Here is a 26,071-nt window from a genome sequence, read left to right on the forward strand (position 1 = left end):
CGGGCATGGCCCGGCGCTACCGGTCTCCGGCGCGCGCGGAATCGGCCACCAGCAGCTGCCGCAGGTCATCGCGGAACAGCCTGTAGGCGTCCTCGCGCCGCGCTTCATCCTTCTGCCGCAGCACCCAGGCCGGATGCACCGTGGCGTAACCACGGGTGCCATCGTCCAGCACGTGCCAGCGGCCACGGTCGCGCATCAGGTTGAAGCCGCTGCCGAACAACGCGGTCGCTGCCGTGGCACCCAGGCAGACGATCACCTTCGGTTTCACCCGTGCGATCTCGCCCTGCAGCCACGGCCGGCAGGCGTGTACATGACGGCTCTCCGGGCGCTTGTGCAGGCGAAGCTGGCCGCGCCGTTCGTGGTGGAAGTGCTTCACCGCGTTGGTCAGGTACAGCGTGCTGCGTTCGATGCCCAGTTCCTGCAGCGCGCGGTCCAGCAACTTGCCGGCCGGTCCCGCAAAGGGGCGACCACTCAGGTCCTCGACATCACCGGGCTGTTCGCCCACCAGCATGATGCGTGCATCGGCACGACCTTCGCCGAACACGGTCTGGGTGGATGCCTCCCACAACGGACACTGCCGGCAGACGGCCGCTTGCTGGCGCAGTGCCTGCAGGCTGCCATCGTCCGCAGCGGCATCAGTGGCATCGTTCTGCCGCGCTGGAATACGTCGTTGCGGCGCCTGCGCCGGGCGATCGTGCATCTCCTGCACGCGGTTGGCCGCATCGCGCACAAGGCCAGGCAACAGCTGTGCTTCGGGAAGGTGCTTCCAGTACCGGGCGGGCATTTCCTGCTGCATCATCCGCGTGTTGAGCCGCGCCGGATTGAAGATGCTGGCGTAATAGGTCTGCCACAGCGTTTCGCGTGCGTCTTCGGCGGGGGCATCCTGGCGGGTGCCGCCATCGCCGAACCATAGCGCGCTGCCATCCCACTGCACGCTGCGCGTGGGCGTCAGGATCGCCCAGCGCATGCCGGCGAAACGGCGGGCGAAGAACGGTGCAACGCGGTCGACGATGTTGTGATCGGGCTCGAACCAGGCGATGAACGCGTCGGTCTCGCCGGGCACCTCGCGGAAGCGCACGAAGGCCTTCATCTTGTGCGTATCGCGGCGCACCGCCTGCGCCAGCGCCATCAAACGCAGCACATCAGCATCGGCAGGATTGGACAGCACCGTACGTTCGCCGTGGGCGATGCGCCACAGCAGGCGGTACAGCAACGGCAGGCGCTGCGGATCGCGATGGCACAGGCAGGTCGCGGCCAGTTCCACGAAGTCGCGCGGCACGTTCGGTGCGGTGGCACCGTCGGGCAACGGCGCCTGCTGCACCGCTGGCGCATCCAGCAGGGACGATTCTGACTCCACCAGCCAGTCCAGCTGTTCAGGGCGCACGCCGCGCAGCAACGCCTCCCGCGCCGCGTTGCGCCAGGCGTCCAGTGACCACGGCGGGTCCACCCGCAAAGACCAGCGTTGCATCTCAGACAGCGGGCGCGGCATCGAACAGCGAGCCCTGGCGCGGCGGTGGGGCCAGCTTCGCGCGCAGCGCCGTCGGATCATCGAGCGCGTTGCGGGGATGGTGGTCGGCCAGCTGCACGAACGGCAGCAGCTTGCTCATCGGTGCCTTCAGCCGGGCCAGGTCGGCCACGCGCAGGCGACCGTGGCGGCGTGCCATCAGCACGCGCTTGACGTTGCGCACGCCCAGCCCGGGCACCCGCAGCAGCAGCTCCTTCGGTGCAAGGTTCAGGTCCACCGGGAAGCGCTCCGGATGCCGTATCGCCCAGGCCATCTTCGGATCGATGTCCAGGTCCAGCATGCCGCCCTGGGTAGTGTCGGTGATCTCCTCCACGCCATAGCCGTAGAAACGCAGCAGCCAGTCGGCCTGGTACAGCCGGTGCTCGCGCTGCAGCGGGGGCGGTTGCAGCGGCAGCTGGCGGCTCGCATCGGGAATCGGGCTGAAGGCGGAGTAGTACACCCGGCGCATGCGGTAGTTGCCGTAGAGGCTGTCGGCGCTGGTCAGGATCTGCTGGTCACTGGCACCGTCGGCACCGACGATCATCTGCGTGCTCTGCCCGGCGGGTGCGAAGCGGGGAGGGCGAGGGCGTGCGCTGCGGGTGGATACCGGGGCGATCACCGCCGGCGCCTTGCGGGCCTCCTTGGCCTCTTCGATACGCCAGCGCAGCTCACCCATCGCGCCGCGGATCGATGTGCTGGTCTTTTCCGGGGCGAGGGTGGCCAGGCCCGCCTCGGTGGGCAGTTCAACGTTGATCGACAGGCGATCGGCGTAACGACCCGCAGCGGCCAGAAGCTCCGGCGATGCCTCGGGGATGGTCTTCAGGTGGATGTAGCCGGCGTACCGATGTTCCTCGCGCAGCCGTCGTGCCACTTCCACCATGCGTTCCATCGTGTAGTCCGCATTGCGGATGATGCCGCTGGAAAGAAACAGGCCTTCGATATAGTTGCGCTTGTAGAAGTCCAGGGTGAGCGTGACCACCTCGTCCACGCTGAAACGCGCGCGCTGCACGTTGCTGGACACCCGGTTCACGCAATAGGCGCAGTCGTACACGCAGAAGTTGGTCAGCAGGATCTTCAGCAGCGATACGCAGCGGCCATCGGGCGTGTAGCTGTGGCAGATACCCATGCCTTCGGTACTGCCGATGCCGCCGGAGGCGCGCGAATCGCGCTTGCCCGCGCCGCTGGACGCGCAGGACGCATCGTATTTTGCGGCGTCGGCAAGGATGGCCAGCTTGCGTATGGTTTCCATTGGAGGAACCTACGGACAAGAGGTCTCATTGGATGAGACCGCCCCTTAACCCTTCAGGATTCCGCCGGGCATGGCCCGGCGCTACCAGTGGCGGGCAGGTAGCGCCGGGCCATGCCCGGCGGGCGGGCCGTCAGAACCCGTGGGTAATGCTCGGCGCGCCGGCCGAGAAGTCCGCATAGGGATCATGCTCGCCGCTGCCGCCTTCGGACAGGCGGAACTTCAGCGCCAGCCCATCGCGTGAGTCGGCCGCACGCAGTGCCTCTTCCTGATCGATGGTGCCGTTCTTGGCCAGACGGAACAGGCACTGGTCGAAGCTCTCCATGCCTTCTTCCAGCGACGCCTCCATTGCTGCCTTGATCTCGTGCACCTGGCCGCGACGCAGCAGGTCGCGGATCATCGGCGTGTTGATCAGCACTTCGGTGGCCGGCAGGCGGCGCCCCTCCTTGTTCTTCACCAGGCGCTGGCTGACCACCGCACGCAGGTTCAGCGCCAGGTTCATCAGCACGTTCTTGTGCGCGCTTTCCGGGAAGAAGTTGAGGATGCGCTCGATGGTCTGGTCGGCGTTGTTGGAATGCAGGGTGGCCAGGCACAGGTGACCGGTTTCGGCGAAGGCGATCGCCGCCTCCATCGTTTCCGCATCCAGGATCTCGCCGATCAGGATCACGTCGGGTGCTTCACGCATCGCATTCTTCAGCGCGTCGTGGAAGGTGTGGGTATCGAGCCCGACCTCGCGCTGGTTCACGATCGACATCTTGTGCTTGTGCAGGTACTCGATCGGGTCCTCGATGGTGAGGATGTGACCGGTGGTGGTGCTGTTGCGGTGATCGATCATCGACGCCAGCGAGGTGGACTTGCCGGAGCCGGTGGACCCCACCACCAGCACCAGCCCGCGCGGAGTCATGATGACGTCCTTCAGCACCTGCGGCAGGTTGAGCTCTTCGATGCTCGGAATCCGGCTGCGGATGGCGCGGATGACCATGCCCACTTCACCGCGCTGCTTGAACACGTTGACGCGGAAACGCCCGGCATCGGCCAGGGCGATGGCCATGTTGAGCTCCAGCTCGCGCTCGAACTGGGGCACCTGGCCCTCGTCCATCAGCGAGTAGGCGATCTTCTTCACCATACCCGGCGGCAGGCCGGTATTGCCGAGCGGATACAGCTTGCCCTCGATCTTGATGTAGACCGGCGCGCCGGTGGTCAAGAACATGTCCGAAGCGTTCTTTTCGGTCATCAGCTTCAGGAAGTAGCCGATATCCATTGCGAATTTTCCCCAACGAAACTGCCGGTGCCCGTTGCAAGCACGGTACCGGCTTGACGACAATGGCCGCGAACCGACAACCGGTACGGCCTCCCCAATGAAACGACTTAGCTTCGCACGAATGCGCCACAGCCTGTATGTGATGGCGTTTGCATTCGCACTCTCTGCCCCCGCCTGGGCGCAGGACGGCGCGTTGGAACTGGCCCAGGCCCGGCAGGCGGTGGACAAAGCCACCCAGGCCGATGCCGACCAGTACGCCCCGGACCTGATCGGGCTGGCCCGTCAGGGACTGGAGCAGGCCCAGCGTGCCGCGGGCGACCGCCGCGAGCGCAAGAACGCACCGGCCCTGGCCCTGCGCGCTGCCGTTGACGCCGATCTGGCCCGCGCCCGCAGCGAGGAAGCCACGGCGACCGCACAGCTGCAGCTGCGCCGCAACGAGGTCAATCAGCTGCAACGCCAGTTGTCGACCGGGGAGGACCGCCGATGAAGGCCATCTCCGCCCTGACCCTGGCCACACTGCTGGCCCTGCCGACGCTGGCCCTGGCCGCGGACAACCCGATGGTCGGCCAGCTGAGCCAGCGCCTGCTGTCGATCCAGGCCAATCCGGACACCGCCGAGCTGGGCGCCTTCGAGCGCATGCAGGCGCAGCAGGCCATTGCGACCCTGGAGAAGGCCAAGCGCCGCGACCAGGAACTGGCTACCTATCTGGCCGAGCGCCGGGTCGAGATCGCCGAGACCGCCGTGCGGGCTGCGCTGGCCGCGCGCGAGGTGGACCGTCTGGAACGCACCCGCAGCGACCTGCTGATCGAAGCCAGCCGCCGCGATGCCGCCCGCGCCCGCCAGGAAGCCGAGCAGCTGCGCATGCAGGCGCAGATGCAGGCAGAAGAGGCCGAACGCCTGCGCCAGGCGGCCGAGGCCGAGACCCTGGCCCGCCAGGACGCCGAGAACGCCCTGACCAGCGTGGCCGGCAAGCAGCAGCAGCGCCTCAGCTCGGCCCAGCAGAACGCGGCCAAGCTGGCCCGTGAGGAAGCCGAGCTGGTGTCCGGGCAGAAGCTGCCGGGCTCCAGGTTCGATGGCCGCGGCGAGGTCTTCACCTTTGCCGGTGACGCCTACGCTGCCGGGGCCTCGAGCCTGTCCGGTGGCGCCCGCAACCAGGCCAAGGCCCTGGCCGAGTACGTGAACATCGGCAAGAAGGGCAGGATCCGCATCGAGGCCTATGACAGTGCCAATGGCGTCGGCCAGAAGCGCGCCGAGGCGCTGCGCGACGCGCTGGTCTCGGCCGGCGTCGCCAGCAGCCGGATCCAGGTCGCTGGCAAGAAGGCCGCTTCGACCCGGGCCCGCTCGGCCGAGGTCGTGATCGCCCCGTAATTACTTGATATCGTTTGTTTTTCGTTGTGTTGAGTATTCAGCCTGAACCCCGCCTCGGCGGGGTTCGGTCTTTTTGCCGCAGGGGCTTGAACCCGGTCCAGAGCAAGCGTAGGGTCAATTGTCCGGGACGCAATAACGCGGACCGGACGATGGGAGGGCCGGGCCGATGCAAGCAGGGCGCGAACCGCAGCAGATCGACGTGCGCAGGCCAGTGCCGCATGTCGTCGTGGGCACCCATGTGGGCATCGACCGGCACTCCTCCATGAACAACGCCCCGTGCCTTGCGGCCGGGGCGTTCGTGTATCTGTCGAAGGAGGTCCATCATGTTTGAAGATCAGCCCCAGAGCGAGATCGACGCCCGTCGCGCGCGCGATCCGGAGTTCCGGGCACTCCATGACCAGCACCGCAAGTTGAACAAGAAGTGCATGGATGCGGAGTTGGGTGTACTCCCGATCGATGATGTCACCCTGGGTCGAATGAAGCGCGAGAAGCTGCTGGCCAAGCAACGCCTTCTGCGAATGTATGAAACACCGCTCGCAACGTCGTCCCCCACGCATTGACGCACCCCTGTCGTGCCCGGAATGGCATGACCCGGCCATCGATGGCCCCGCCAGGCACTCCTGACCTGGCAACGCGGCGCCGCTGAACGCCGGCGTCGCGCCAAGGCACCACACGCGGTGGTGCCTTGGCCCTGCAGGCACGTCCCCCGATGCGGGCGGTACCGGTCTCCTCGTCGATCCGGGGCCGTCCGCATCCCTTTTTGGGCGGGCTGTCGCCTTGGCATCGAACCGGCCTGACTTTCGTCGCCATCCGTCGGATAATCATCGGTCCGGCCCTGCGTGGCGCGAACCGAAGTCCCCCGAATGCCTATCCATTCTTCCGTCCTCGAACTCATCGGCCAGACCCCGATCGTCAAGGCCCAGCGCCTGGATGCCGGCGTCTGCGAGCTCTACCTGAAGCTCGAAAGCGCCAACCCGGGCGGATCGATCAAGGATCGCATCGGCCTGTCGATGATCGAGGCGGCAGAAAAGCGCGGCGACCTGAAGCCCGGCGCCACCCTGGTCGAAGGCACCGCCGGCAACACCGGCCTGGGCCTGGCACTGGTGGCCCAGCAGAAGGGCTACAAGCTGATCCTGGTGGTCCCGGACAAGATGAGCCGGGAGAAGATCTTCAACCTGAAGGCGATGGGTGCCGAAGTGCGCCTGACCCGCTCGGACGTGGCCAAGGGCCACCCGGAGTACTACCAGGACCTGGCCAAGACCATCGCCGAGCAGACCCCGGGCGCGTACTTCATCAACCAGTTCGGCAACCCGGACAACCCGGCCGCACACGAATTCGGCACCGGCCCGGAGATCCTCGAGCAGATGGGCGGCGATCTGGATGCCATCGTGTTCGGCTGCGGCAGCTCCGGCACCATGACCGGCCTGTCGCGCGCCTTCGCCAAGCTGTCGCCGAAGACCGAGCTGGTGCTGGCCGACCCGGTCGGCTCGATCCTGGCCGAATACATCAACGACGGCGTGCTCAACGACAAGTCGGGCAGCTGGCTGGTGGAAGGCATCGGCGAGGACTTCCTGCCTTCGATCTCCGATTTCAGCCGCGTCACCAAGGCCTATGCCATCACCGACGCCGAGAGCTTCCACACTGCGCGCGAGCTGCTGGCCAGGGAGGGCATCCTTGGCGGCTCTTCCACCGGCACCCTGCTGGCGGCGGCGCTGAAGTACTGCAAGGAGCAGACCACGCCGAAGAAGGTGCTGGTGCTGGTGCCGGATACCGGCAACAAGTACCTGTCGAAGATGTACAACGACTACTGGATGCTGGACAACGGCTTCCTGCAGCGCCCGCAGCACGGTGATCTTCGCGACCTGATCCTGCGCCCGTATGGCCAGCGCGACACCGTGGTGATCGGCCCGAACGACCTGCTGACCACCGCCTACCAGCGCATGAAGCTGTACGACGTGTCGCAGCTGCCGGTGATGGATGGCGACCAGCTGGTCGGCATCGTCGACGAAAGCGACGTGCTGCTGCATGTCTATGGCGATGAAGCACGCTTCCGCGACCCGGTGGCCACCGCCATGGTCAGCAAGCTGGACCGCCTGGATGTGAAGTCGCCCATCGAGGCGCTGCTGCCGGTGTTCGACCGTGGCCAGGTGGCCATCGTGATGGATGGTGATGCCTTCCTCGGCCTGATCACCCGCATCGATCTGCTGAATTACCTGCGTCGGCGCGTTCAGTAAGGCGTTTATCGCCGCAGATCGCTGCTGAATTCCGGTTTATCCGCGTCAAAGCTCGTTAAGGCCGCGCTGATAGACTCCCGCTCCTTCGACGGCGCCGGTCATCGGCGCCAATCAGGAAACGACATGTCCAACGCTTCTTCCCCGGACCGCGCGCTGGCGCTGGCCACCCTGGCCATCCATGGCGGCCAGTCGCCCGACCCGAGCACCGGCGCGGTGATGCCGCCGATCTACGCCACCTCGACCTATGCGCAGTCCAGCCCGGGCGAGCACCAGGGCTTCGAGTACTCGCGCACGCACAATCCGACCCGCTTTGCCTACGAGCGTTGTGTGGCCTCGCTGGAAGGCGGCACCCGCGGCTTCGCCTTTGCGTCGGGCATGGCCGCCAGCTCGACGGTGATCGAACTGCTGGATGCCGGCAGCCACGTGGTGGCGATGGACGACATCTATGGCGGCAGCTTCCGCCTGTTCGAGCGCGTGCGCCGTCGCACCGCCGGGCTGGACTTCAGCTTTGTCGACCTGACTGATCTGGCGGCGTTCGAAGCGTCGATCACGTCGAAGACGAAGATGGTGTGGATCGAGACCCCCACCAACCCGATGCTGAAGATCGTCGATATCGCCGCGGTCGCCGCCATTGCCAAGCGCCATGGCCTGATCGTGGTGGTCGACAACACCTTCGCCTCGCCGATGCTGCAGCGTCCGCTGGAGCTGGGCGCGGACCTGGTGCTGCACTCGGCCACCAAGTACCTCAATGGCCACTCGGACATGGTCGGTGGCATGGTCGTGGTCGGTGACAACGCCGAACTGGCCGAGCAGATGGCCTTCCTGCAGAACTCGGTGGGTGGCGTGCAGGGCCCGTTCGACAGCTTCCTGGCCCTGCGTGGTCTGAAGACCCTGCCGCTGCGCATGAAGGCGCACTGCGCCAACGCGATGGCGCTGGCACAGTGGCTGGAAAAGCACCCGGCGGTGGAAAAGGTGATCTACCCGGGCCTGGCCTCGCACCCGCAGCATGCGCTGGCGGGCAAGCAGATGGCCGGCTACGGCGGCATCGTCTCGATCGTGCTGAAGGGTGGTTTCGAGGCCGCCAAGCGCTTCTGCGAGAAGACCGAACTGTTCACCCTGGCCGAGTCGCTGGGCGGGGTGGAAAGCCTGGTGAACCATCCGGCGGTGATGACACATGCTTCGATCCCGGTGGCACGCCGCGAGCAGCTGGGCATCAGCGATGCGCTGGTGCGGCTGAGCGTGGGTGTTGAGGATCTGGGGGATCTGCAGGTGGATCTGGAACGGGCGCTGGGTTGAGTCGCGCAATGGCAGCCAACGGCGGGAGCGACGGGAAAGTTCGGCCATTGAGCCGGCTGGTCCGCGCCCTGCGCGCTCGCGTGGGCGGACTGCGCCGCTGGTGGTTGGCGCGCGGGCTGGAACAGGCGCGCTTTACGGCGTTGCCTGTGGGCAACGGGCGGGACGCGGCCGGGGATGCGCTGGTATTTCCTCCGACGGATCCGGCCTTGGGCCCGGGTGTCAATCTCTACGGTTACATCCATGGTCAGTTCGGCTTGGGACAGACCGCGCGGATGTATGCCCGTGCGTTGCTGGATGAGGGGTATCCGGTCGCCGTCAACGATGCCGGAATCGACATCGCGCATGCCTGCAATGACCAGAGTCTGTCCGAACAGCTGGGCCGTGGTGCCCCGTATCCGTATACCCTGGCCTTCGTGAACCCGGATCGGTTTTCAGAAATCGCTCCACGCCTGCCGCAGGATGCCTACACCATCGGATTCTGGTTCTGGGAACTGGATATCGTGCCCAGCGCATGGATGCACACATTGCAGCAGGTCGACGAAGTCTGGGTGTCCACCAGTTTCGTCGAGGAAGCATTCAAGCGCGCGACCGACAAGCCGGTCATCCGCATTCCGCATCCGATCGTGCCGCAACCGGGCGCCGCTCTGCCACGATCGAGCTTCGGCCTGGACAGCGATGCATTCGTGTTCCTGTGCAGCTTCGACTTCAATTCGTCGATCCATCGCAAGAACCCTTGGGCCGTGCTGGCTGCGTTCCGCGCGGCATTCGACGGTGCGCCGGACAACGTGCAGTTGATGATGAAGTGCAGCAATGGGTTCCGTTACCCGCAGCTGCTGCGTGAACTCCTCAAGCAGGCCGCCGGTGATCGACGCATACTGGTGCGCGACCAGGTGCTTGACGATGACCAGTTGCATGCATTGCAGGAAACGGCCGATGCCTATGTTTCGCTGCATCGCGCCGAAGGATTGGGCCTGGGCCTGGCCGAAAGCATGGCCCGGGGCAAGCCGGTGATCGCCACGGCATGGTCGGGAAATCTCGACTTCATGAACGATGGCAACAGCTGCCTGGTGCCTTTCCGCAAAACGCCGATCGGGGCGGGGGAGTACCCCTTCGTCGACGGTGGCATGTGGGCCGAGGCTGACGTGCCTGCGGCGGCGGCGTGGATGGTCCGGCTCGTGCGTGAGCCCGGCCTGGCGCAGCGGATCGGTGCGCAGGCGCGCCGCGACATTCTGGAAACCATGAGCTTGCAGGCTGCCTCGACGGCGATGCAGGCACGATTGCAGTCTTTAGAACGACAAGAACGATGAACGCAAGAACCACTTCCGCCGGGCACGAGGATTCGACATGTTGGGTATGCTGAAAGCCCTGTGGTACTACCGTTACTTCATTTTCTCCTCGATCAAGAACGAGCTCAGGCTGCGCTTCATCCGCAGTCGGTTGGGTGCGTTGTGGATGATCATCCACCCGCTGATGCAGGTGCTGATCTTTGCCACGATCCTGTCCGAGGTGTTGTCCGCCAAGCTGCCGGGCATCAATGACAAGTACGGGTATGCGCTTTACCTGATGTCCGGCACGCTGTGCTGGACGTTGTTTTCCGAGACCATTGGCAAGTCGGTGAACCTGTTCGTCGACAGCGGCAACTTGATGAAGAAGATGTCGTTCCCGCGTATCTGCCTGCCTTTCATCGCCGGTGGAACGATGCTGGTGAACAACCTGTTGCTGCTGGTCGCCATTTTTGCCGTGTTTGCGGTGATGGGCCACATGCCCACCGCCGAAGTGCTGTGGCTGCCGGCGCTGATGCTGCTGACGCTGGGCTTCTCGATGTCGCTGGGTCTGCTGCTGGGCGTGCTCAATGTGTTCATGCGCGATATCGGCCAGGTTGTACCTGTGGTCCTGCAGGCGTTGTTCTGGCTTACCCCGATCGTCTACCACATCACCATCCTGCCCGAGCGCGTGCAGACGATCTTCCGACTCAACCCCTTGCTGCCCCTGGTGACCAGCTACCAGAACGTTCTGGTCTTCGACAAGCCGCCGGTCTGGGGCGATCTGATGTGGCTGATGGTTGCCACGCTGGTACTGGCTCTGGCCTCGCTGGTGATGTTCCGTCGTGCCAGCCCGGAAATGGTGGATGCGCTATGAGTGGTGAACTGAAGGTCGACAACGTTGGCAAGGCGTATCGCGTCTGGAGGAGCGAATGGCTCCGCGCGGCCAGCTGGTTCGGCGTGCCGACCCGGCCCAAGGAAGAGAACTGGGTGCTGCGCAACGTGTCTTTCACCATCGCGCCCGGTGAGGCCGTCGGCGTGATCGGACAGAATGGCGCTGGCAAGAGCACCCTGCTCAAGCTGATCACCGGCACCGCCCAGCCCACCGAGGGCGTGGTGACCCGCACCGGCCGGGTTGCTGCCATCCTCGAGCTGGGCATGGGTTTCAACCCGGATCTCACCGGGCGCCAGAACGCATTCCACTCCGCCGGGCTGATGGGATACTCGCAGGAGCAGATTCAAACGGCGATGCCGGAGATCGAAGCGTTCGCCGAGGTGGGCGAGTACTTCGACCAGCCGGTGCGCACCTATTCCAGTGGCATGCAGGTGCGCGTGGCGTTCGCTGTCGCCACCGCGTTTACGCCCGACCTGCTGATCGTCGATGAAGCCTTGTCCGTTGGTGACAGCTACTTCCAGCACAAGAGCTTCGACCGCATGCGCCGTTTCCGCCAGCAGGGCACGTCGATCATGCTGGTGTCGCACAGCCTCAGTGACGTCAAGGCACTGTGCGACCGTGCCATCCTGCTGGACAAGGGCCGGGTGCTGAAGGACGGTGAGCCGGACGAAGTCATCGACTTCTACAACGCGCTGATCGCCAAGAAGGAAAACGAGATGCTTTCGGTGGAGCAGCGCCGCAGCAAATCAGGCTGGGTGACCACCCGCAGCGGGACTGGCCAGGCACGCGTGGCGTCGCTTGAGCTGCTCGATCGCGAGACCGGCAAGGAGGTCAAGCTGGCAACGGTAGGCCAGAAGCTGCGCCTGCAGCTGCAAGCCGAGGTCGGTTCAGACCTGCCGAGCCTGGTGCTGGGTTTCATGATGCGCGACAAGCAGGGACAGATCATCTGGGGCAGCAACACCTGGCACACCGGTCAGGTCCAGCGCGACGTGCGCGTAGGTGAAAGGTTGGTCTACCACCTCGACTTCACCTGCACGCTGGGTCCAGGATCCTATTCGGTTTCGCCGGCACTGGTCAGTACCGAGACCCACATGGTCGACAACTTCGAGTGGGTGGACAACCTGCTGGTGTTCGAGGTGATGAATGCCGACAAGACCACCTTCATCGGATCAAACTGGCTTGACGCACACTTCAGTGTCGAGCGCGGCCACGCTCTGGCCAATGGCGCGCAGGCGGACTGACGGACAATCATGTCAAAGCTGATTTCATACGCGCAGAACTTCGAAGACGTGATGCTGTGGCGCGCGCTGTCGCACGTGCCAAACGGCTGTTATGTCGACGTCGGCGCACAGAGTCCGGATACCGATTCGGTCAGCCGCATGTTCTACGAACATGGGTGGCGCGGCGTGCATGTCGAACCCACTCCTCAGTACGCCAACCTTCTGCGCGAACGTCGGCCGGAGGAAGTGGTCCTGCAGGTCGCAGTCAGCGACCAGCCGGGCATCCTGCAGTTCTTCAACATCGCCGATACTGGCCTGAGCACCACCGATCCGCTCATCGCCGCCGAGCACCGTGATGCAGGGTTCAGCGTGTCCGACGTGCGCGTGCCGGCACTCACGCTCGATGCCGTGCTGGAGCAGGTGGTCGCAAGCGAAATCCACTGGTTGAAGGTCGATGTGGAGGGTGCCGAGGAACTGGTGCTGCGCGGCTGGCAGCATGATGACCGCCTGCCCTGGCTGGTCGTGGTGGAAAGCACCCGGCCATTGAGCTCCGAACAATCCCACCAGCAGTGGGAACCCATTCTGCTGGGCAAGGGCTATCGCTTCGTGTATTTCGATGGGCTGAACCGTTTCTATGCAAGCCCACAGCATCCCGAGCTGGATGCAGCATTCGAAAGCGGTCCGAACGTATTCGATGAATTCAGTCTCAGCTCCAGCTCGCAGTTCTGTTCGCAGCTCAACCTTGCATACCACGACCTGCAGATGGTTTCCGGCCAGCGCGAACAGGAGCTGGATGCCCGCATCCGTGCACTGGACGAGGAGCTGGAGAACGAACGGATACAGCTTGCCGAAGCCGCAGACCAGCATTCCAGGGCATTGGACAAGCTGCGCAGCGAGTATGACGGTGCGGTCCATGCAATGGCGGTGGCGCAGCAGACGCTGGTGGCCGAACATGAGCGTGAACGAACGCTGCTGGACAAGAAGGCCCTGGGCGAATTGCATGAGCTGATCGCACAGGTTGCGAAAGGCAAGCAGGAAGCCCATCGCTGGTGGCTCGCGCACGAACAGCTTCTTGCGCAGTTGAATACGATCGAGAGCAGCCGTTCCTGGCAGCTGACCCGGCCATTCCGTGCTGTGCGTCGCCGGCTGTCCGCGAGCGTTCTGGGCCGCATGAAGCGCGCGCTGCGCCCGTTGACGGTGCGCGCGCTGAAGTTCGCCATGGCAGCGCCCTGGTTGCGGCGAGTGGCCAAGCCGCTGGTGGCGCGTGTTCCCTTCCTCTACAACCGCCTGCAGAAGATCGCCATCCACGAGCAGTTGTTCGAGATTGAACGCGGGCACCTGGCAGCGATGGAAGGCAATGAGCACGATGTCACGGTCGTTCACCTGGACCGCCGCGCCTGGCGGGTGCTGGAAGACCTGAAGCGTTCAAGGAATGAAAGGGCCGTCCGATGAGAGTTCTGATCGACCTGCAGGGTGCACAGACCGAGAGCCGCTTCCGTGGCATCGGCCGCTATTCGACCTCACTGGCCGAAGCCATGGCCCGCAACGCTGGCGACCACGAAATATGGGTGGCGGTCAACGGTACCTTCCCCGATGGTATCGGCGAAATCCGGCAGGCCCTTGATGGCCTGGTGCCACAAGAACGCATCCGCCAGTTCGAGACCTTCAGTCGCGTCGGCTGGCCGAATGCGGGCAATGCGTGGCGCCGCAGTAGTTCCGAGTTGATGTGGGAAGCTTTCCTGGATGGGTTGCAGCCTGATTTTGTGCATGTCTCGAGTCTTTTCGAAGGCTCGCAGGGTGGCGCCGTGGGCTCGATCGGAAAGCTGCCGGGTGTGCAGGCTGCCACGGCGGTAACCCTCTACGATCTGATTCCGCTGCTCAACCCCGAGGTCTACCTGGCGTCGGATTGGGTGCGCTCCTGGTACATGGACAAAGTCGAGTCGCTCAAGCGCGCGGACCTGCTGTTGTCGATCTCCCAGCATGCCCGCCAGGAAGCCCTGCAGGCGCTGGACATCGATCCGGCGCGCGTGGTCAACATCTCCTCGGCCATCTCCCCGCACTTCGTGCCGATGGCCATCGGTGACCGCGAGCGGGCGATGCTGCACGAGCGCTTCAACCTGCGTGGACGCTACGTGATGTACAGCGGCGCGATGGAGCCGCGCAAGAATGCCGATGGCCTGCTGCGCGCCTTCGCGTTGATGGACCCGGCTGTGCGTGCATCGACCCAGCTGGTCATCGCTGGCAAGGTATCCGAGCACGACCGTCGCAACTTCGATGCCCTGGCTGGGCAGCTGGGGGTGGCCAACCAGGTGGTGTTCACCGGTTACATCACCGATGAGGAACTGATCGCGCTGTACAGCGCGACGGCGGCGTTCGTATTCCCGTCGCTGCACGAAGGGTTTGGTCTGCCGGCATTGGAGGCCATGGCCTGTGGCGCGCCGACCATCGGTTCGGGCACGACCAGTGTGCCGGAGGTCATCGGGCGCGAGGACGCGCTGTTCGATCCGAAGGAACCTGCGTCCATTGCCCGCTCCATGCAGCGGGTGCTGGAAGACACCTCGTTCGCTGACGAGCTGCGTGCTCATGCACCACGCCAGGCGGCATCGTTTTCATGGGACAACTCGGCCAAAGCGGCGTTGCAGGCGATGGAAGCCGTCGCCTCGCAACGATCTTCGCGTGATCGCCGTTGGATCACCTCGCGCCCCGCGCTAGACGCCAGCTATCGCACCCTGGTGCAGTCGGTGGGTAGGCTGGACGTTGGCTGTGAGCCCGAGCCGTTCGAGCTGCAGCAGGCGGCGGCGTTCATCTCTTCGGCCATGGCAACCAACGAAGCGCTTGCCCGGGGCGGTGAGCTGCCTGCCTCTCTGGCCTGGCGCGTGGAGGGGCCTTTCGACAGCAGCTACAGCCTTGCCCTGGTCAACCGCTGCCTGGCCGAAGCACTGGTCGAGCGTGGGCACCGCGTTGGCCTGCATTCCACCGAAGGCCCTGGCGATTTCGAGCCGTCGGCGGACTTCCTCGCGCGCAATCCCCGTGTGGCTGCGCTGCATGAAGCCGTGGTCGCCATGGCCGAGGACAAGGTGGATGTCACCAGCCGGTTGCTGTATCCGCCGAGGGTGGCCGACGCGCGTGCACGCATGAACCTTTTGCATGCCTACCCGTGGGAGGAGAGTGGCTTCCCGCAGGACTGGGTGGAGGAGTTCAACGACAGCCTGCAGGGCATTTCCTGCGTTTCACACCATGTCGAGAAAATCATGATCGACAACGGTGTGTCGGTACCGCTGGGCGTCTGCTGGAACGGCGTGGACCATTGGGAACAGGTCGTGGCGGATATGACCTATCCGGTTCCCGGCAACGGTTTCCGCTTCCTGCACGTTTCCTCATGCTTCCCGCGCAAGGGCGTGGATGCGATGCTGGTGGCCTATGGCAAGGCGTTCAGCGCCGATGATGACGTCTGCCTGGTCATCAAGACCTTCGCCAACCCGCACAATGAGGTGCACCGCTGGCTGGCGGATGCGCGCCGCGGCAATCCGCGCTATCCCGACGTGCACATCATCGAGGACGATGTCAGCGACGCCCAGCTCAAGCACCTGTACGCCGCCTGCGATGCACTGCTTGCGCCGAGCAGGGCCGAAGGCTTCGGCCTGCCGTTGGCCGAGGCGATGCTGGGCGGGCTGCCTGTGATCACCACCAACTGGGGCGGACAGCGGGACTTCTGCAATGACGATACCGCCTGGATGGTGGACTATCGGTTTGTGCAGGCGGCGACGCACTTCAACCTGCGCAATTCTGTCTGGGCCGAGCCTGATGTCGATGCGCTGGCCGCTGCAATGCGCGAGGTACGCAGCGCCGATCCGGCACGAATCCAGGCAAAGGTCGACGCGGCGCGCCGGTTGCTGCTGTCCCGCTTCAAGTGGTCCGATGCCGCTGAGCGCCTGGAACACGATGTACGTACCTTCGCTGCCCAGCCGACGCTGCCCGAGGCACGGATCGGTTGGGTCACCAGCTGGAACACCCGCTGCGGCGTTGCCAGCTACGCCAGCTACCTGGTGGAAAGTGGCGGTACTCCCGCCGCGATCCTGGCGGCCGAGGCCGAGGACCGCACCTTCAAGGATGGTCCGGAAGTGGTGCGCTGCTGGCGCCAGGGTGAAGGTGACATGCTGGAGCGCCTGGAGCAGCAGGTCGAGCGTTTGAAGCTGGACACGCTGATCATCCAGTTCCAATATGGCTTCTTCGATTTCCCGGCGTTTGCGGCGTTCCTGGATCGTCAGCAGGCGGCAGGACGCGTGATCATCCTGATGATGCATGCCACGGTCGACGCTGCGGAAAATCCGCGCAAGCGCCTGCGTGATCTGGCGCCCGTGCTGGCGCGCTGCGACCGGGTGCTGGTCCATTCGATCCATGACCTCAACCGGCTCAAGGACATCGGCGTCGAGCACAATACGGCAATGTTCCCGCACGGCATCCTGGAACCGGCCGAAACACCGGCCCGGCCAGTCGGAGCGCGCCTGCGCGTGGTGTCCTATGGCTTCTTCCTGCCGCACAAGGGCTTGCTGGAGCTGATCGACGCCGTCGCGCTGATGGCAGGGCAGGGCGTGGATGTCGAACTGGCCATGATCAATGCCGAGTATCCGGTCAGCGTCTCGCGTGACCAGATCGAGCAGGCTGCGGCCCGCGTGGTTCAGCATGGACTGCAATCGCGAGTGCGCATGGTCACGCGATTCCTGCGCGACCAGGAAAGCATGCAGGAGCTGGTCCAGGCCGATGTAGTGGTGTTCCCCTACCAGGGCACGGGCGAATCATCCAGTGCGGCCGTCCGCTACGGGCTTGCATCGGGCCGCCTGGTGGCGGTAACGCCGCTGGCCATCTTCGACAACGTCGGCGATGTCGTGCATCGGCTGCCAGGCACTTCACCCGCCGACCTGGCGGCCGGCCTCACGCAGCTGCTCCGTGCCAGCCGTGAAGACACTCCGGCCGTGGCCGAGGTACAGCACCGCGCCGCACAATGGCGGGCCGAACATCGGTATCCTGCGCTGGCCCGCCGCTTGGATTCCATGGCGCGCCAACTCGTGCGCAAGCGCCGGCAGGGCCCGGTTCCGAACATGTTCAATCATCTGGAAGAGAAGCAATGACGAAGAAAGCGATCATCACGGGCATCACCGGTCAGGACGGCGCATATCTCACCCAACTTCTGCTGGAGAAGGGCTACGAAGTGCACGGCACCTACCGTCGCACCAGTTCGGTCAACTTCTGGCGTCTGGATGAGCTGGGCGTGACCAACCACCCGAACCTGCACCTGGTCGAGTACGACCTGACCGATCTGGGCGCCTCGTTGGCGATGGTGCAGAAGATCCAGCCGGATGAGATCTACAACCTCGCTGCGCAGAGCTTTGTCGGCGTCAGCTTCGACCAGCCGAGCACCACCGCGCAGATCACCGGTGTGGGCGCGCTGAACCTGCTGGAAGCGATCCGCCTGGTCAACCCGAAGATTCGCTTTTACCAGGCGTCGACCTCGGAGATGTTCGGCAAGGTGCAGGCCGTGCCGCAGGTGGAGGACACCCCGTTCTACCCGCGCAGCCCGTACGGCGTGGCCAAGCTCTACGCGCACTGGATCACCGTGAACTACCGTGAGAGCTACAATATCTTCGGTTCCAGCGGAATCCTGTTCAACCACGAAAGCCCGCTGCGCGGCCGTGAGTTCGTGACCCGCAAGATCACCGACTCGGTGGCCAAGATCAAGCTGGGCCAGCTGGATGTGCTGGAACTGGGCAACCTCGACGCCAAGCGCGATTGGGGCTTTGCCAAGGAGTATGTGGAAGGCATGTGGCGCATGCTGCAGGTCGATCAGCCGGATACCTTCGTGCTCGCCACCAACCGCACCGAAACCGTGCGTGATTTCGTCAGCATGGCGTTCAAGGGTGCTGGCATCAATGTCGAGTTCAAGGGCCAGGACGTCGATGAAGTCGCCATCGATACCGCCAGCGGCAAGACCGTGATGCGTATCAATCCAAAGTTCCATCGCCCAGCCGAAGTCGACTTGCTGATCGGCAATCCGGAGAAGGCTGAGCGTATCCTCGGCTGGAAGCCGCAGACCTCGTTGGAGCAGCTGTGCCAGATGATGGTCGAGGCCGACCTGAAGAGGAACGAGCGTGGCTTCTCGTTCTGAGTTGTCGGGCCAGCGCGTGCTGGTCACCGGGGCGTCCGGGTTCACCGGTCGCTACGTGATCGAGCGCCTGCGGGTTGCCGGCTGCGAAGTGCACGACCTGAGTCCCGGCGATGCCGGGGCGCCGGTCAACCTGCTCGACCGCGCTGCCATCAAGCAGCGCATCGCCGAAGTACGGCCGCAGCGGGTGGTGCACCTGGCCGCAATCTCATTCGTCGCCCATGGCGACGCTGACGAGATCTACCGGGTCAACGTGGTGGGCACGCGCAACCTGCTGGAGGCACTGGCCTCGCTGGAGCAGATGCCGGCCAATGTGCTGCTGGCCAGCAGTGCAAATGTCTACGGCAATGCTTCCGGCGTACTGGATGAGCAGGCCCCCTTGTCGCCGCAGAACGATTACGCGGTCAGCAAGATGGCGATGGAGGCCATGGCTGCCCTGTGGGCCGATCGTCTGCCGCTGACCCTGGTGCGTCCGTTCAACTACACCGGAGTGGGCCAGGACGAGAAGTTCCTGATCCCGAAGATCGTGGCGCATTTCCGCCGCGGCGCCGATGTGATCGAACTGGGCAACACCGACGTTTCACGCGATTTCAACGACGTGCGCGGTGTTGCTGCTGCCTATGAAGGACTGCTGGCGATGGACGGCAGTGGCCAGACATACAACGTGTGTTCCGGCCAGGAGCATTCATTGCAGGAGGTCATTGAACGCATGCGCGGGATCTCCGGTCGCGATATCGAAGTGAAGGTCAATCCCGCATTCGTACGCGCCAACGAGGTCAAGTCGTTGCGCGGCGACAATGGCAAGCTGCTTGCCGCGGTGGGTCCACTGCCGGAATTTGATTTGAGCGAGACGCTTCGTTGGATTTACCAGGCCGGTACAACGGCCTGACAGAGGCCTGATCCACTTGCTGGGTCAGGCTTTTCAGGCAGGGGAGAGACGTTAGTGCATCATCTTTGGCAACTGATCGCGCCGGCGCTGGCGATGTGCCTGGCAATCATCGGTACGTCCACCCTGCTGGCGTCGCTGGGCAACCGCTGGAGCCAGCGCGTGAGGTCGATCGGGCCGGTGCAGTCGCTGCTGCTGGCGCTGGTGTGCGTGCTGGCGCTGCTGATGAACGCCAATGCCTGGTTGCCAGGCTATATCGTCTTCCCGGTGTTCCTGGTCACAGGCGTGGTTGGCATTGCAGTGGCGTTGCGCCGGGGCAGTGCCGATCCACTGGCGCATGCATCGATCTGGGCGTTCACGATCAGCGTGCTGGCCGGAACGCTGGTGGTCGCCTGCTGGGACCTGGCCTTCGCTACACGCCATCTGTGGATGCTTGAAGGCACCAACCATGATCTGGTGTTCTTCTACGGCGGTGCCAAATGGGCCATGCAGCATCCGCTGTCGGTTGACCAGGCGACCGTTGTGCGCGAGTGGTCGCTGGGGCAATGTGGCCAGGGCATGCAGTTCATCGGCAATGGCTGCGTCGTACAGCGCAATGGCGCGTACACCCTGCTGGCACTGGCATCCAGCTTCGTGCCTGACGCAGGTCCCAACCAGGTGCGGGCGATGATCGGCGGCGCCGCGCTGTTCCCGGTGATTGGCATGCTGCCATCGATGGCCGGCCGCTTCGGCGGTGGGCATCGGGTTCCGCGTGGCAGCGTGGTGGCGTTCCTGCTGGCGGTGCTGTGCATGGCGGGCACCGGCATGATGCTGTCGGTAATCAACGAGAACATCGGAACGGCGATGGCCGGCGCTGTGCTCATGATGATCGTGCTGTGGGCGCTCAGCCCGATGCCATCGCCGCTCGTGAAATGGATCATGCTGGGTGCGGCGGCGGGCTGCGTCGGCATTGTTTATGGCGAAGCAGCAGTCCACGCCTGCCTGGTGGTGGCCTTGGCGGTGGTGACCACGGCCCTGTGGATGCGTTCCTGGCGCGTGTTCCTGCTCGGCGGCGTGATGACAATGGTGGCCTGTGCCGTGGTGCTCAACCGGATGCTGCCCGAGCTCATCGCCTCCTATACGCAGGTCAGCGGCATCGTGGCGCAGTCCTCCTGGCCGAGCTGGTACATCCAGCAATCGTTCTGGGGCTGGTGGTTGGCTGCGCCGTTTGCCGGTCTGTTGATGACCGCACAGCCCGCGGTCAACCCCGAAGCGGTGATGCTGGGCCTGTTGCTGATGGCGGCCACGGGCTGGTTGTCGATCCGTGAACAGCGCTGGCGCTTCTTCGTCGGCTTGCTGGCCGCCAGCGGACTGCTGGTCATCTATGTGCAGAGCCACGGCTACCAGTATGGCGAGCACAAGCTGGTTCAGGTCCTTGGGCCCGCTTGGGGCGCCCTGCTGGCCTGGTTGCTGCTGCGGCATTCACGACGCCGGGGACGCATGGGTGGGGTCATTCTGCTCATGGCCATCCTGGCCGCGCTGTCGGCGGCCTATGCCGTGCGGTCCCGCGCGATCCTGGTCTCACACGTGCCGTCTGGAATTTCCCACACGCTGTCCGCAGCGCTCAGACTGCCGCAGGCAGGCGATGAGGTGATCATCGATGTTTCCGCGGTGGTCGGGCCTGATCAGTACGTGAAGCAGGACTTCGCCATCCTGGAGCTGCACCGCCGTGGTGCGCGTGCACGCATGGCCGACCGCGGCCGTGATCCGGTGGGCTACAGCGATGCGTTGTTCAACGACAGCCTGCGCCGTGCGGATTCGCCGGATTGGCTACTGGTGCTGAAGCACCCGGGTGCGGCGCCGGCGTTGCAGCTTGGCGCGGCGCCCGTGGTAGAGGATCCAACCTTCGCGCTTTACTCGCTGCAGTCAGGACAGCTGCCGCTGGCACAGGCGGGCAGGGGCTGGCATACCTGCGAGCAGGATCACTGCTGGACCCAGGGGCGCTTCAGCCTGGAAACCTTTGTGCCGAAGGACTGCGCCGGTGCCCGCCTGCAGGTCGACCTGAGGTTGCTGCACCCCCCTGGAGCGGGGCGGATCCAGGTAACGGTCAACGGCAGACAGGGCCCCACGCTGCAGAGCCTGGAGACCGGTCAGATCAGCCTGGACCTGCCGAAGGGTAGTTCCGTCATAACCCTGGTACCGGACTGGCAGATTGCGTCGCCGCAGTCGCTGGGCATTTCCGGCGACTCCCGCCCCCTGTTTGCTGACGTCTCGCGGGCGCGCATCAGCTGCAACGTGCCGGCCCGTCAGGCAGAATGACTGGCCCCTGGCAGCATCCATCGAACAGCGCCCAGCAATGACTGCGGCGCAAGAGGTCTTCCATGCAACTCCTTCTTGTCTTCGGACTCGTCCTTCTCGGTGCATGCGGCACGGTGCTGCTCAAAGTGGGGGCCGAACGCGTGACCTACGCCGACGGCCTGATGCCGATGCTGCTCTCGGCGGTCAAGAATGCCCCCCTGGTGAGTGGATTCATCCTGCAGATGATTCCGCTGGTGTCGTGGGTGGTACTGCTCAAGTTCATGCCGCTCACCAAGCTGCAGCCGATGATTGCTCTGACCTACGTGGTGACGCCGGTACTGGCCGTGCTGTTCCTGGGTGAGCAGGTGGGCCCGCTGCGCATGGCCGGCATCGGCCTGATCGTGCTGGGTGTGGTTCTGGTGAGCGCGAGCTGAGCATGAAGATCCTGATCGTTCTGACCTACTACACGCCCTATATGAGCGGCGTGACCGAGTTCGCGCGAATGTTGGCCGAAGACCTTGCCCATCGGCATGAGATCACCGTGCTGACTACCCAGCACGACGTGGCGCTGCCGGTGGAGGAAACGCTCAATGGCGTACGTGTGGTGCGCGCCCCGGTCTTCGCCCGCATGCACAAGGGCGTGCTGAGCTGGAAGTTCATCACTTGGTTCCGGCAGCTTGCCAAGCAGCACGATGTGGTGAACCTTCACATGCCGATGCTTGAATCCGGCGTGTTGGCGATGCTGGTTCCGCGTCGCAAGCTGGTGGTGAACTACCAGTGCGACATGGCCGTGGTGGGGGGGCTGCTGGATCGGCTGGCGGTCAATGTCACCCGCATATCCTGCTGGCTGGCTACTCGGCGCGCTCGCGACGTCGGTGTCCTCACCCATGACTACGCCAGTTCGTCGGCGTGGTTGTCCGGAATCCGCGACAAACAGCACGAGGTGCTGGCGCCGATGAAGGCAATGCCCTGGAGTGAAGTCCAGGCCCCCACGGACGACGTGTTCCGCTTCGGCTTCGTCGGGCGATTCGTGGTCGAGAAAGGCCTGCCCGTGCTGCTGGACGCATTCGCCCAGGTCCATGCCCAACATGGCGATCGTGTTCGCTTGGTACTGGTTGGCGATACCCACAACATCGCGGGCGGCGGAATAATGGATGCCATCCACGGCAGCATCGCAGCGCTGGGTGATGCCGTGGAAGTGCGCGGTCGCGTCAGCGAGCAGGAGCTGCAGGCGTTCTATGCGGACTTGGACGTACTGGTCCTGCCCAGCGTCAACCGCTACGAAGCATTCGGCATGGTGCAGCTGGAGGCGATGCTGAGCGGCGCGCGGGTGATTGCTTCAAACCTGCCCGGCGTCCGGACCATCGTGCAGAACACCGGCAATGGCGAGGTCGTGCCGATTGGCGATGCCGTGGCGCTGGCCGGGGCAATGCAGCGTCTGATGGCAAGCCAGGGGGTGCTCAGCCGGGCCGGCGTGCGCGAACAGGCCTTGCGGGCCTACCCACTGCGGCGCTTTTTCGATCTGCAGGAAGCCATGCTGCTGAACAGCGCACGGGACGCTCAGGCACGCTGAGCCGCAGCCCGGCGTGCCTTCGCCAGCCGGGCGGGCCAAGGCCGCTCAGATCGCGGCCAACACCGAAAGACCACCCACCAGCACGGTCACCAGGCTGCCGGGATCCTTGACCGCGAACACGACGGGGTCATCGTGCATCTGCCCACGATGGGCCAGCAGCCAGGTGCGGCAGATCCAGTAAAGCAGCACTGGGCACAGCAGCCACAGGAACAGTGGGTGCCCGTACAGGTTCTGGCTTTCCGGTGCGTTGATGTACAGGCACAGCACCAGCACCGAGGCCAGGCCCGAAGCGGTGCCCAGGTTCTGCACCAGGCCAAGGTCCTCGACGTGGTAGCCGCGCCCGCTGGGCTTCTGCTTGCCACTGGCCAGGGTGAGGCGCAGCTCGGTGTAGCGCTTGAGCATGGCCAGACTGAGGAAGATGAACATCGAGAATGTCAGCAGCCAGAACGACAGGGTGACGTCGATCGCTGCCGCACCACCGACGATGCGGATGGTATAGAGCGCAGCCAGCATCACCACATCGATCATCACCACCTGCTTCAGCCGCAACGAATAGGCCAGAGTGAGGCAGAAGTAGATGCCCAGCACCAGCAGGAACGACGGCGCCACCACCGCAGCCAATGCGAAGCCGGCCAGGGTGAGCACCGGCGTGGCCAGCAGTCCAGAGCGCAGGTCCAACCTGCCACAGGCGAAGGGGCGCTTGCGCTTGCGCGGGTGCTGGCGGTCCGAATCAAGATCAAGCAGATCGTTGAACAGATACACGCCGGACGCACACAGCCCGAACGCCAGGAACGCCATTGCCGCCTCGAGCGAGGTCTCCAGTTCAAGAAAGCGGTGGCTGGCCAGTAGCGGCACGAACACCAGCAGGTTCTTCAGCCACTGGTGGATGCGCATTGCCTTGAGCCACGCCCGCAGGCCGCCTCCTTCGCGGGGCCAGTGTGCGGCGAGCTGCGAGCAGCCGGCCGCCGCACGCGCCACGCCTGCGCTGGCATTGACCACCCAGGCCGAATGGGCGTGTTTCCAGATCGCAAGATCGACCCGGGCGTTGCCCATGTAGTCGAAGCCGCGCTCACCAAACTGCTTGACCAGCAGTTCGGCCTTGCGATGGCCAGCCAGATTGGTTTGCCCGTCACTGCAGAACACGTCGTCGAACACGCCAAGGTGGCGCGCGATCGGCTCCACCAGCGCCGCGTCGGATGCTGTGCACAGTACGCGCCTGCGATTGCTGCTGGCCTGCAGCAACTCCACCACGCGCGGGTCGTAGGGAAGCAGTGCCGGATCGCCAGCGCCGTATACGGCCAGTTGATGCTTGAGGTGTGCTTTGCCGCGCAACAACCAGACCGGCAACAAGAACAGCATCCACGGCCGTCGTGCAAGCATCCGCAGGAAGGTCTCGTAAAGCAGGTCGCTGAGCAGCAGGGTGCCGTCCAGGTCAATACACAAAGGCCTTGTCTGGCCGGCACCGGATGCGCTCACCGATCAGGCCCCCGCGCGGCCGTATTGATCTTCGAACCTCACGATGTCGTCCTCACCCAGATAGCTGCCCGACTGGACCTCGATCAGTTCCAGCGGCAGCTTGCCCGGATTCTTCAGGCGATGGGTCACGCCCAGCGGGATGTAGGTGCTCTGGTTCTCGGACAACAGGATGACCTCGTCGCCGCGGGTAACCTCGGCCGTGCCGCTGACCACGATCCAGTGCTCGGCACGGTGATGGTGCATCTGCAGGCTCAGGGTCGCACCCGGTTTGACGGTGATGCGCTTGACCTGGAACCGGGCACCATTGTCGATGGAGTCATACGCGCCCCATGGACGGTAGACCTTGCGATGTGCAGCAGCTTCGCTGCGCCCATCGCGCTTGATCTGGCCAACGATTTCCTTGACGTCCTGTACGCGGTCCTTGTGGCCGACAAACACGGCGTCATCGGTTTCCACCACGACCACGTCCTGAAGGCCGACCATCGCGATCAGTCGATTGCCATAGGCATAGCTGTCCTTGCAGTCCAGCGCGATCACGTCGCCGTGGCAGGCATTGCCGTCGGAATCCTTGTCGGATACCTCCCACAGTGCGGACCACGAGCCCACGTCGTTCCAGCCGGCATCCAGCGGAACCACCGCGGCATCGGCGGTCTTTTCCATCACCGCATAGTCGATCGAGTCGTTCGGGCTGGCGGCGAAGGCTTCCGCATCCAGGCGGATGAAGTCGTTGTCACGGGCGGCCTTGTCGAGTGCGGCGCGGCAGGCCGCAAGGATCGCAGGCTGCAGGGTCTCCAGCTCTTTCAGGTAACGCGAGGCCTTGAACAGGAACATGCCGCTGTTCCAGTAGTACTCGCCGGAGGCGACGTACTTCTCGGCAGTGGCCTGGTCGGGCTTCTCCACGAACCGGTCGACCGCGCGTACGCCTTCGCCGGTGGCGGCCTTGATGTAGCCATAGCCGGTTTCCGGAGCAGTCGGCACGATGCCGAAGGTCACCAGCTTGCCGGCTTCGGCGGCTACTGCGGCCTGCTTCACGGCCGCATGGAAGGCTGCTTCGTTACGCACGACATGGTCGGAAGGCAACACCAGCAGCAATGCATCATTGCCACCGGCCAGCGCCTGCAGGGCCGCGATGGCGATGGCCGGAGCGGTATTGCGGCCCACGGGCTCCAGGATCAACGCCTGCGGCAGGACCTTGCACTCGCGAAGCTGCTCGGCAGCCATGAAACGATGTTCCTGGTTGGCGACCACGATCGGCGCGGCACCAGCAATGGAAGCGACGCGCTTCCAGGTGGCCTGCAGCATCGTGTCATCGCCGACCAGCGGCAGGAACTGCTTGGGGTATGCCTCGCGCGACAGCGGCCACAGACGTGTGCCGGAGCCGCCGGAAAGAATGACGGGAACGATGGGAGTCAT

General features: G+C 64.5%; 20 protein-coding genes. 15 read left to right on the forward strand and 5 right to left on the reverse strand.

Annotated elements, in window-relative coordinates:
* Positions 1-16 precede the first annotated feature (16 nt).
* The 3 genes from H3005_RS13180 to H3005_RS13190 all read right to left on the reverse strand — a co-directional run bounded on the left by H3005_RS13180 (position 17) and on the right by H3005_RS13190 (position 4,011).
* Positions 17-1,468, reverse strand: a complete 1,452-nt coding sequence (locus H3005_RS13180; RefSeq protein ID WP_223880235.1) for a UdgX family uracil-DNA binding protein — start codon at positions 1,466-1,468, stop codon at positions 17-19.
* 1 nt (position 1,469) lies between these two features.
* The gene (locus H3005_RS13185) at positions 1,470-2,753 is read right to left on the reverse strand and encodes a putative DNA modification/repair radical SAM protein (protein ID WP_191078368.1); all 1,284 of its coding nucleotides are present in this window, start codon (positions 2,751-2,753) and stop codon (positions 1,470-1,472) included.
* 130 nt (positions 2,754-2,883) lie between these two features.
* Entirely contained in the window at positions 2,884-4,011 is a 1,128-nt protein-coding gene (locus tag H3005_RS13190) for a PilT/PilU family type 4a pilus ATPase (RefSeq protein ID WP_100554661.1), read from the reverse strand.
* A gap of 121 nt (positions 4,012-4,132) precedes the next feature.
* On the opposite strand from H3005_RS13190, the gene H3005_RS13195 reads away from it, so the two are divergent.
* From H3005_RS13195 to H3005_RS13265, 15 genes are all read left to right on the forward strand, one after another.
* A complete protein-coding gene (locus tag H3005_RS13195) occupies positions 4,133-4,498 on the forward strand; it encodes a DUF4398 domain-containing protein (protein ID WP_099820401.1) in 366 nt (121 codons plus the stop codon).
* Positions 4,495-5,379: a hypothetical protein gene (locus H3005_RS13200; RefSeq protein WP_191078369.1), complete on the forward strand. Its 885-nt coding sequence runs from the start codon at positions 4,495-4,497 to the stop codon at positions 5,377-5,379. The genes H3005_RS13195 and H3005_RS13200 overlap by 4 nt, the downstream gene beginning before the upstream one ends.
* Positions 5,380-5,702: 323 nt before the next feature.
* Positions 5,703-5,939 (forward strand): YdcH family protein, encoded by a 237-nt coding sequence (locus H3005_RS13205; RefSeq protein WP_025878453.1) that lies wholly within the window; start codon positions 5,703-5,705, stop codon positions 5,937-5,939.
* A gap of 303 nt (positions 5,940-6,242) precedes the next feature.
* The gene (locus tag H3005_RS13210) at positions 6,243-7,613 is read left to right on the forward strand and encodes a pyridoxal-phosphate dependent enzyme (RefSeq protein ID WP_191078370.1); all 1,371 of its coding nucleotides are present in this window, start codon (positions 6,243-6,245) and stop codon (positions 7,611-7,613) included.
* Between the two features lie 123 nt (positions 7,614-7,736).
* Entirely contained in the window at positions 7,737-8,909 is a 1,173-nt protein-coding gene (locus H3005_RS13215; RefSeq protein ID WP_191078371.1) for a cystathionine gamma-synthase, read from the forward strand.
* A gap of 47 nt (positions 8,910-8,956) precedes the next feature.
* Positions 8,957-10,216, forward strand: coding sequence for a glycosyltransferase family 4 protein (locus tag H3005_RS13220; RefSeq protein ID WP_191078372.1), 1,260 nt, complete (start codon positions 8,957-8,959; stop codon positions 10,214-10,216).
* 37 nt (positions 10,217-10,253) lie between these two features.
* A complete protein-coding gene (locus H3005_RS13225) occupies positions 10,254-11,048 on the forward strand; it encodes an ABC transporter permease (protein ID WP_100554666.1) in 795 nt (264 codons plus the stop codon).
* Positions 11,045-12,307, forward strand: a complete 1,263-nt coding sequence (locus tag H3005_RS13230; RefSeq protein ID WP_100554667.1) for an ABC transporter ATP-binding protein — start codon at positions 11,045-11,047, stop codon at positions 12,305-12,307. The genes H3005_RS13225 and H3005_RS13230 overlap by 4 nt, the downstream gene beginning before the upstream one ends.
* Positions 12,308-12,316: 9 nt before the next feature.
* Positions 12,317-13,738 carry an FkbM family methyltransferase gene (locus tag H3005_RS13235; protein ID WP_100554668.1) on the forward strand — a complete coding sequence of 474 codons (1,422 nt, stop codon included), beginning with the start codon at positions 12,317-12,319 and terminating at the stop codon, positions 13,736-13,738.
* Positions 13,735-17,415, forward strand: a complete 3,681-nt coding sequence (locus H3005_RS13240) for a glycosyltransferase (protein WP_191078373.1) — start codon at positions 13,735-13,737, stop codon at positions 17,413-17,415. Before H3005_RS13235 ends, H3005_RS13240 begins: the two co-directional genes overlap by 4 nt.
* Positions 17,412-18,449: a GDP-mannose 4,6-dehydratase gene (gmd, locus tag H3005_RS13245; RefSeq protein ID WP_191078374.1), complete on the forward strand. Its 1,038-nt coding sequence runs from the start codon at positions 17,412-17,414 to the stop codon at positions 18,447-18,449. Before H3005_RS13240 ends, gmd begins: the two co-directional genes overlap by 4 nt.
* A complete protein-coding gene (locus tag H3005_RS13250; RefSeq protein WP_191078375.1) occupies positions 18,433-19,335 on the forward strand; it encodes a GDP-mannose 4,6-dehydratase in 903 nt (300 codons plus the stop codon). Before gmd ends, H3005_RS13250 begins: the two co-directional genes overlap by 17 nt.
* A 54-nt stretch (positions 19,336-19,389) precedes the next feature.
* Positions 19,390-21,630 (forward strand): hypothetical protein, encoded by a 2,241-nt coding sequence (locus H3005_RS13255; protein WP_191078376.1) that lies wholly within the window; start codon positions 19,390-19,392, stop codon positions 21,628-21,630.
* 62 nt (positions 21,631-21,692) lie between these two features.
* Entirely contained in the window at positions 21,693-22,043 is a 351-nt protein-coding gene (locus H3005_RS13260) for an EamA family transporter (RefSeq protein WP_100554673.1), read from the forward strand.
* A 2-nt stretch (positions 22,044-22,045) separates the two neighbouring features.
* Positions 22,046-23,182 carry a glycosyltransferase gene (locus tag H3005_RS13265; protein ID WP_191078377.1) on the forward strand — a complete coding sequence of 379 codons (1,137 nt, stop codon included), beginning with the start codon at positions 22,046-22,048 and terminating at the stop codon, positions 23,180-23,182.
* Between the two features lie 45 nt (positions 23,183-23,227).
* On the opposite strand, the gene H3005_RS13270 is transcribed toward H3005_RS13265, so the two are convergent.
* Together H3005_RS13270 and H3005_RS13275 are read right to left on the reverse strand one after the other, a co-directional pair.
* The gene (locus H3005_RS13270; protein WP_279324091.1) at positions 23,228-24,658 is read right to left on the reverse strand and encodes a UbiA family prenyltransferase; all 1,431 of its coding nucleotides are present in this window, start codon (positions 24,656-24,658) and stop codon (positions 23,228-23,230) included.
* A gap of 3 nt (positions 24,659-24,661) precedes the next feature.
* Positions 24,662-26,071, reverse strand: a complete 1,410-nt coding sequence (locus tag H3005_RS13275; RefSeq protein WP_191078378.1) for a mannose-1-phosphate guanylyltransferase/mannose-6-phosphate isomerase — start codon at positions 26,069-26,071, stop codon at positions 24,662-24,664.

Source organism: Stenotrophomonas sp. Br8 (assembly GCF_014763005.1).
Classification (GTDB): Bacteria; Pseudomonadota; Gammaproteobacteria; order Xanthomonadales; family Xanthomonadaceae; genus Stenotrophomonas; species Stenotrophomonas lactitubi.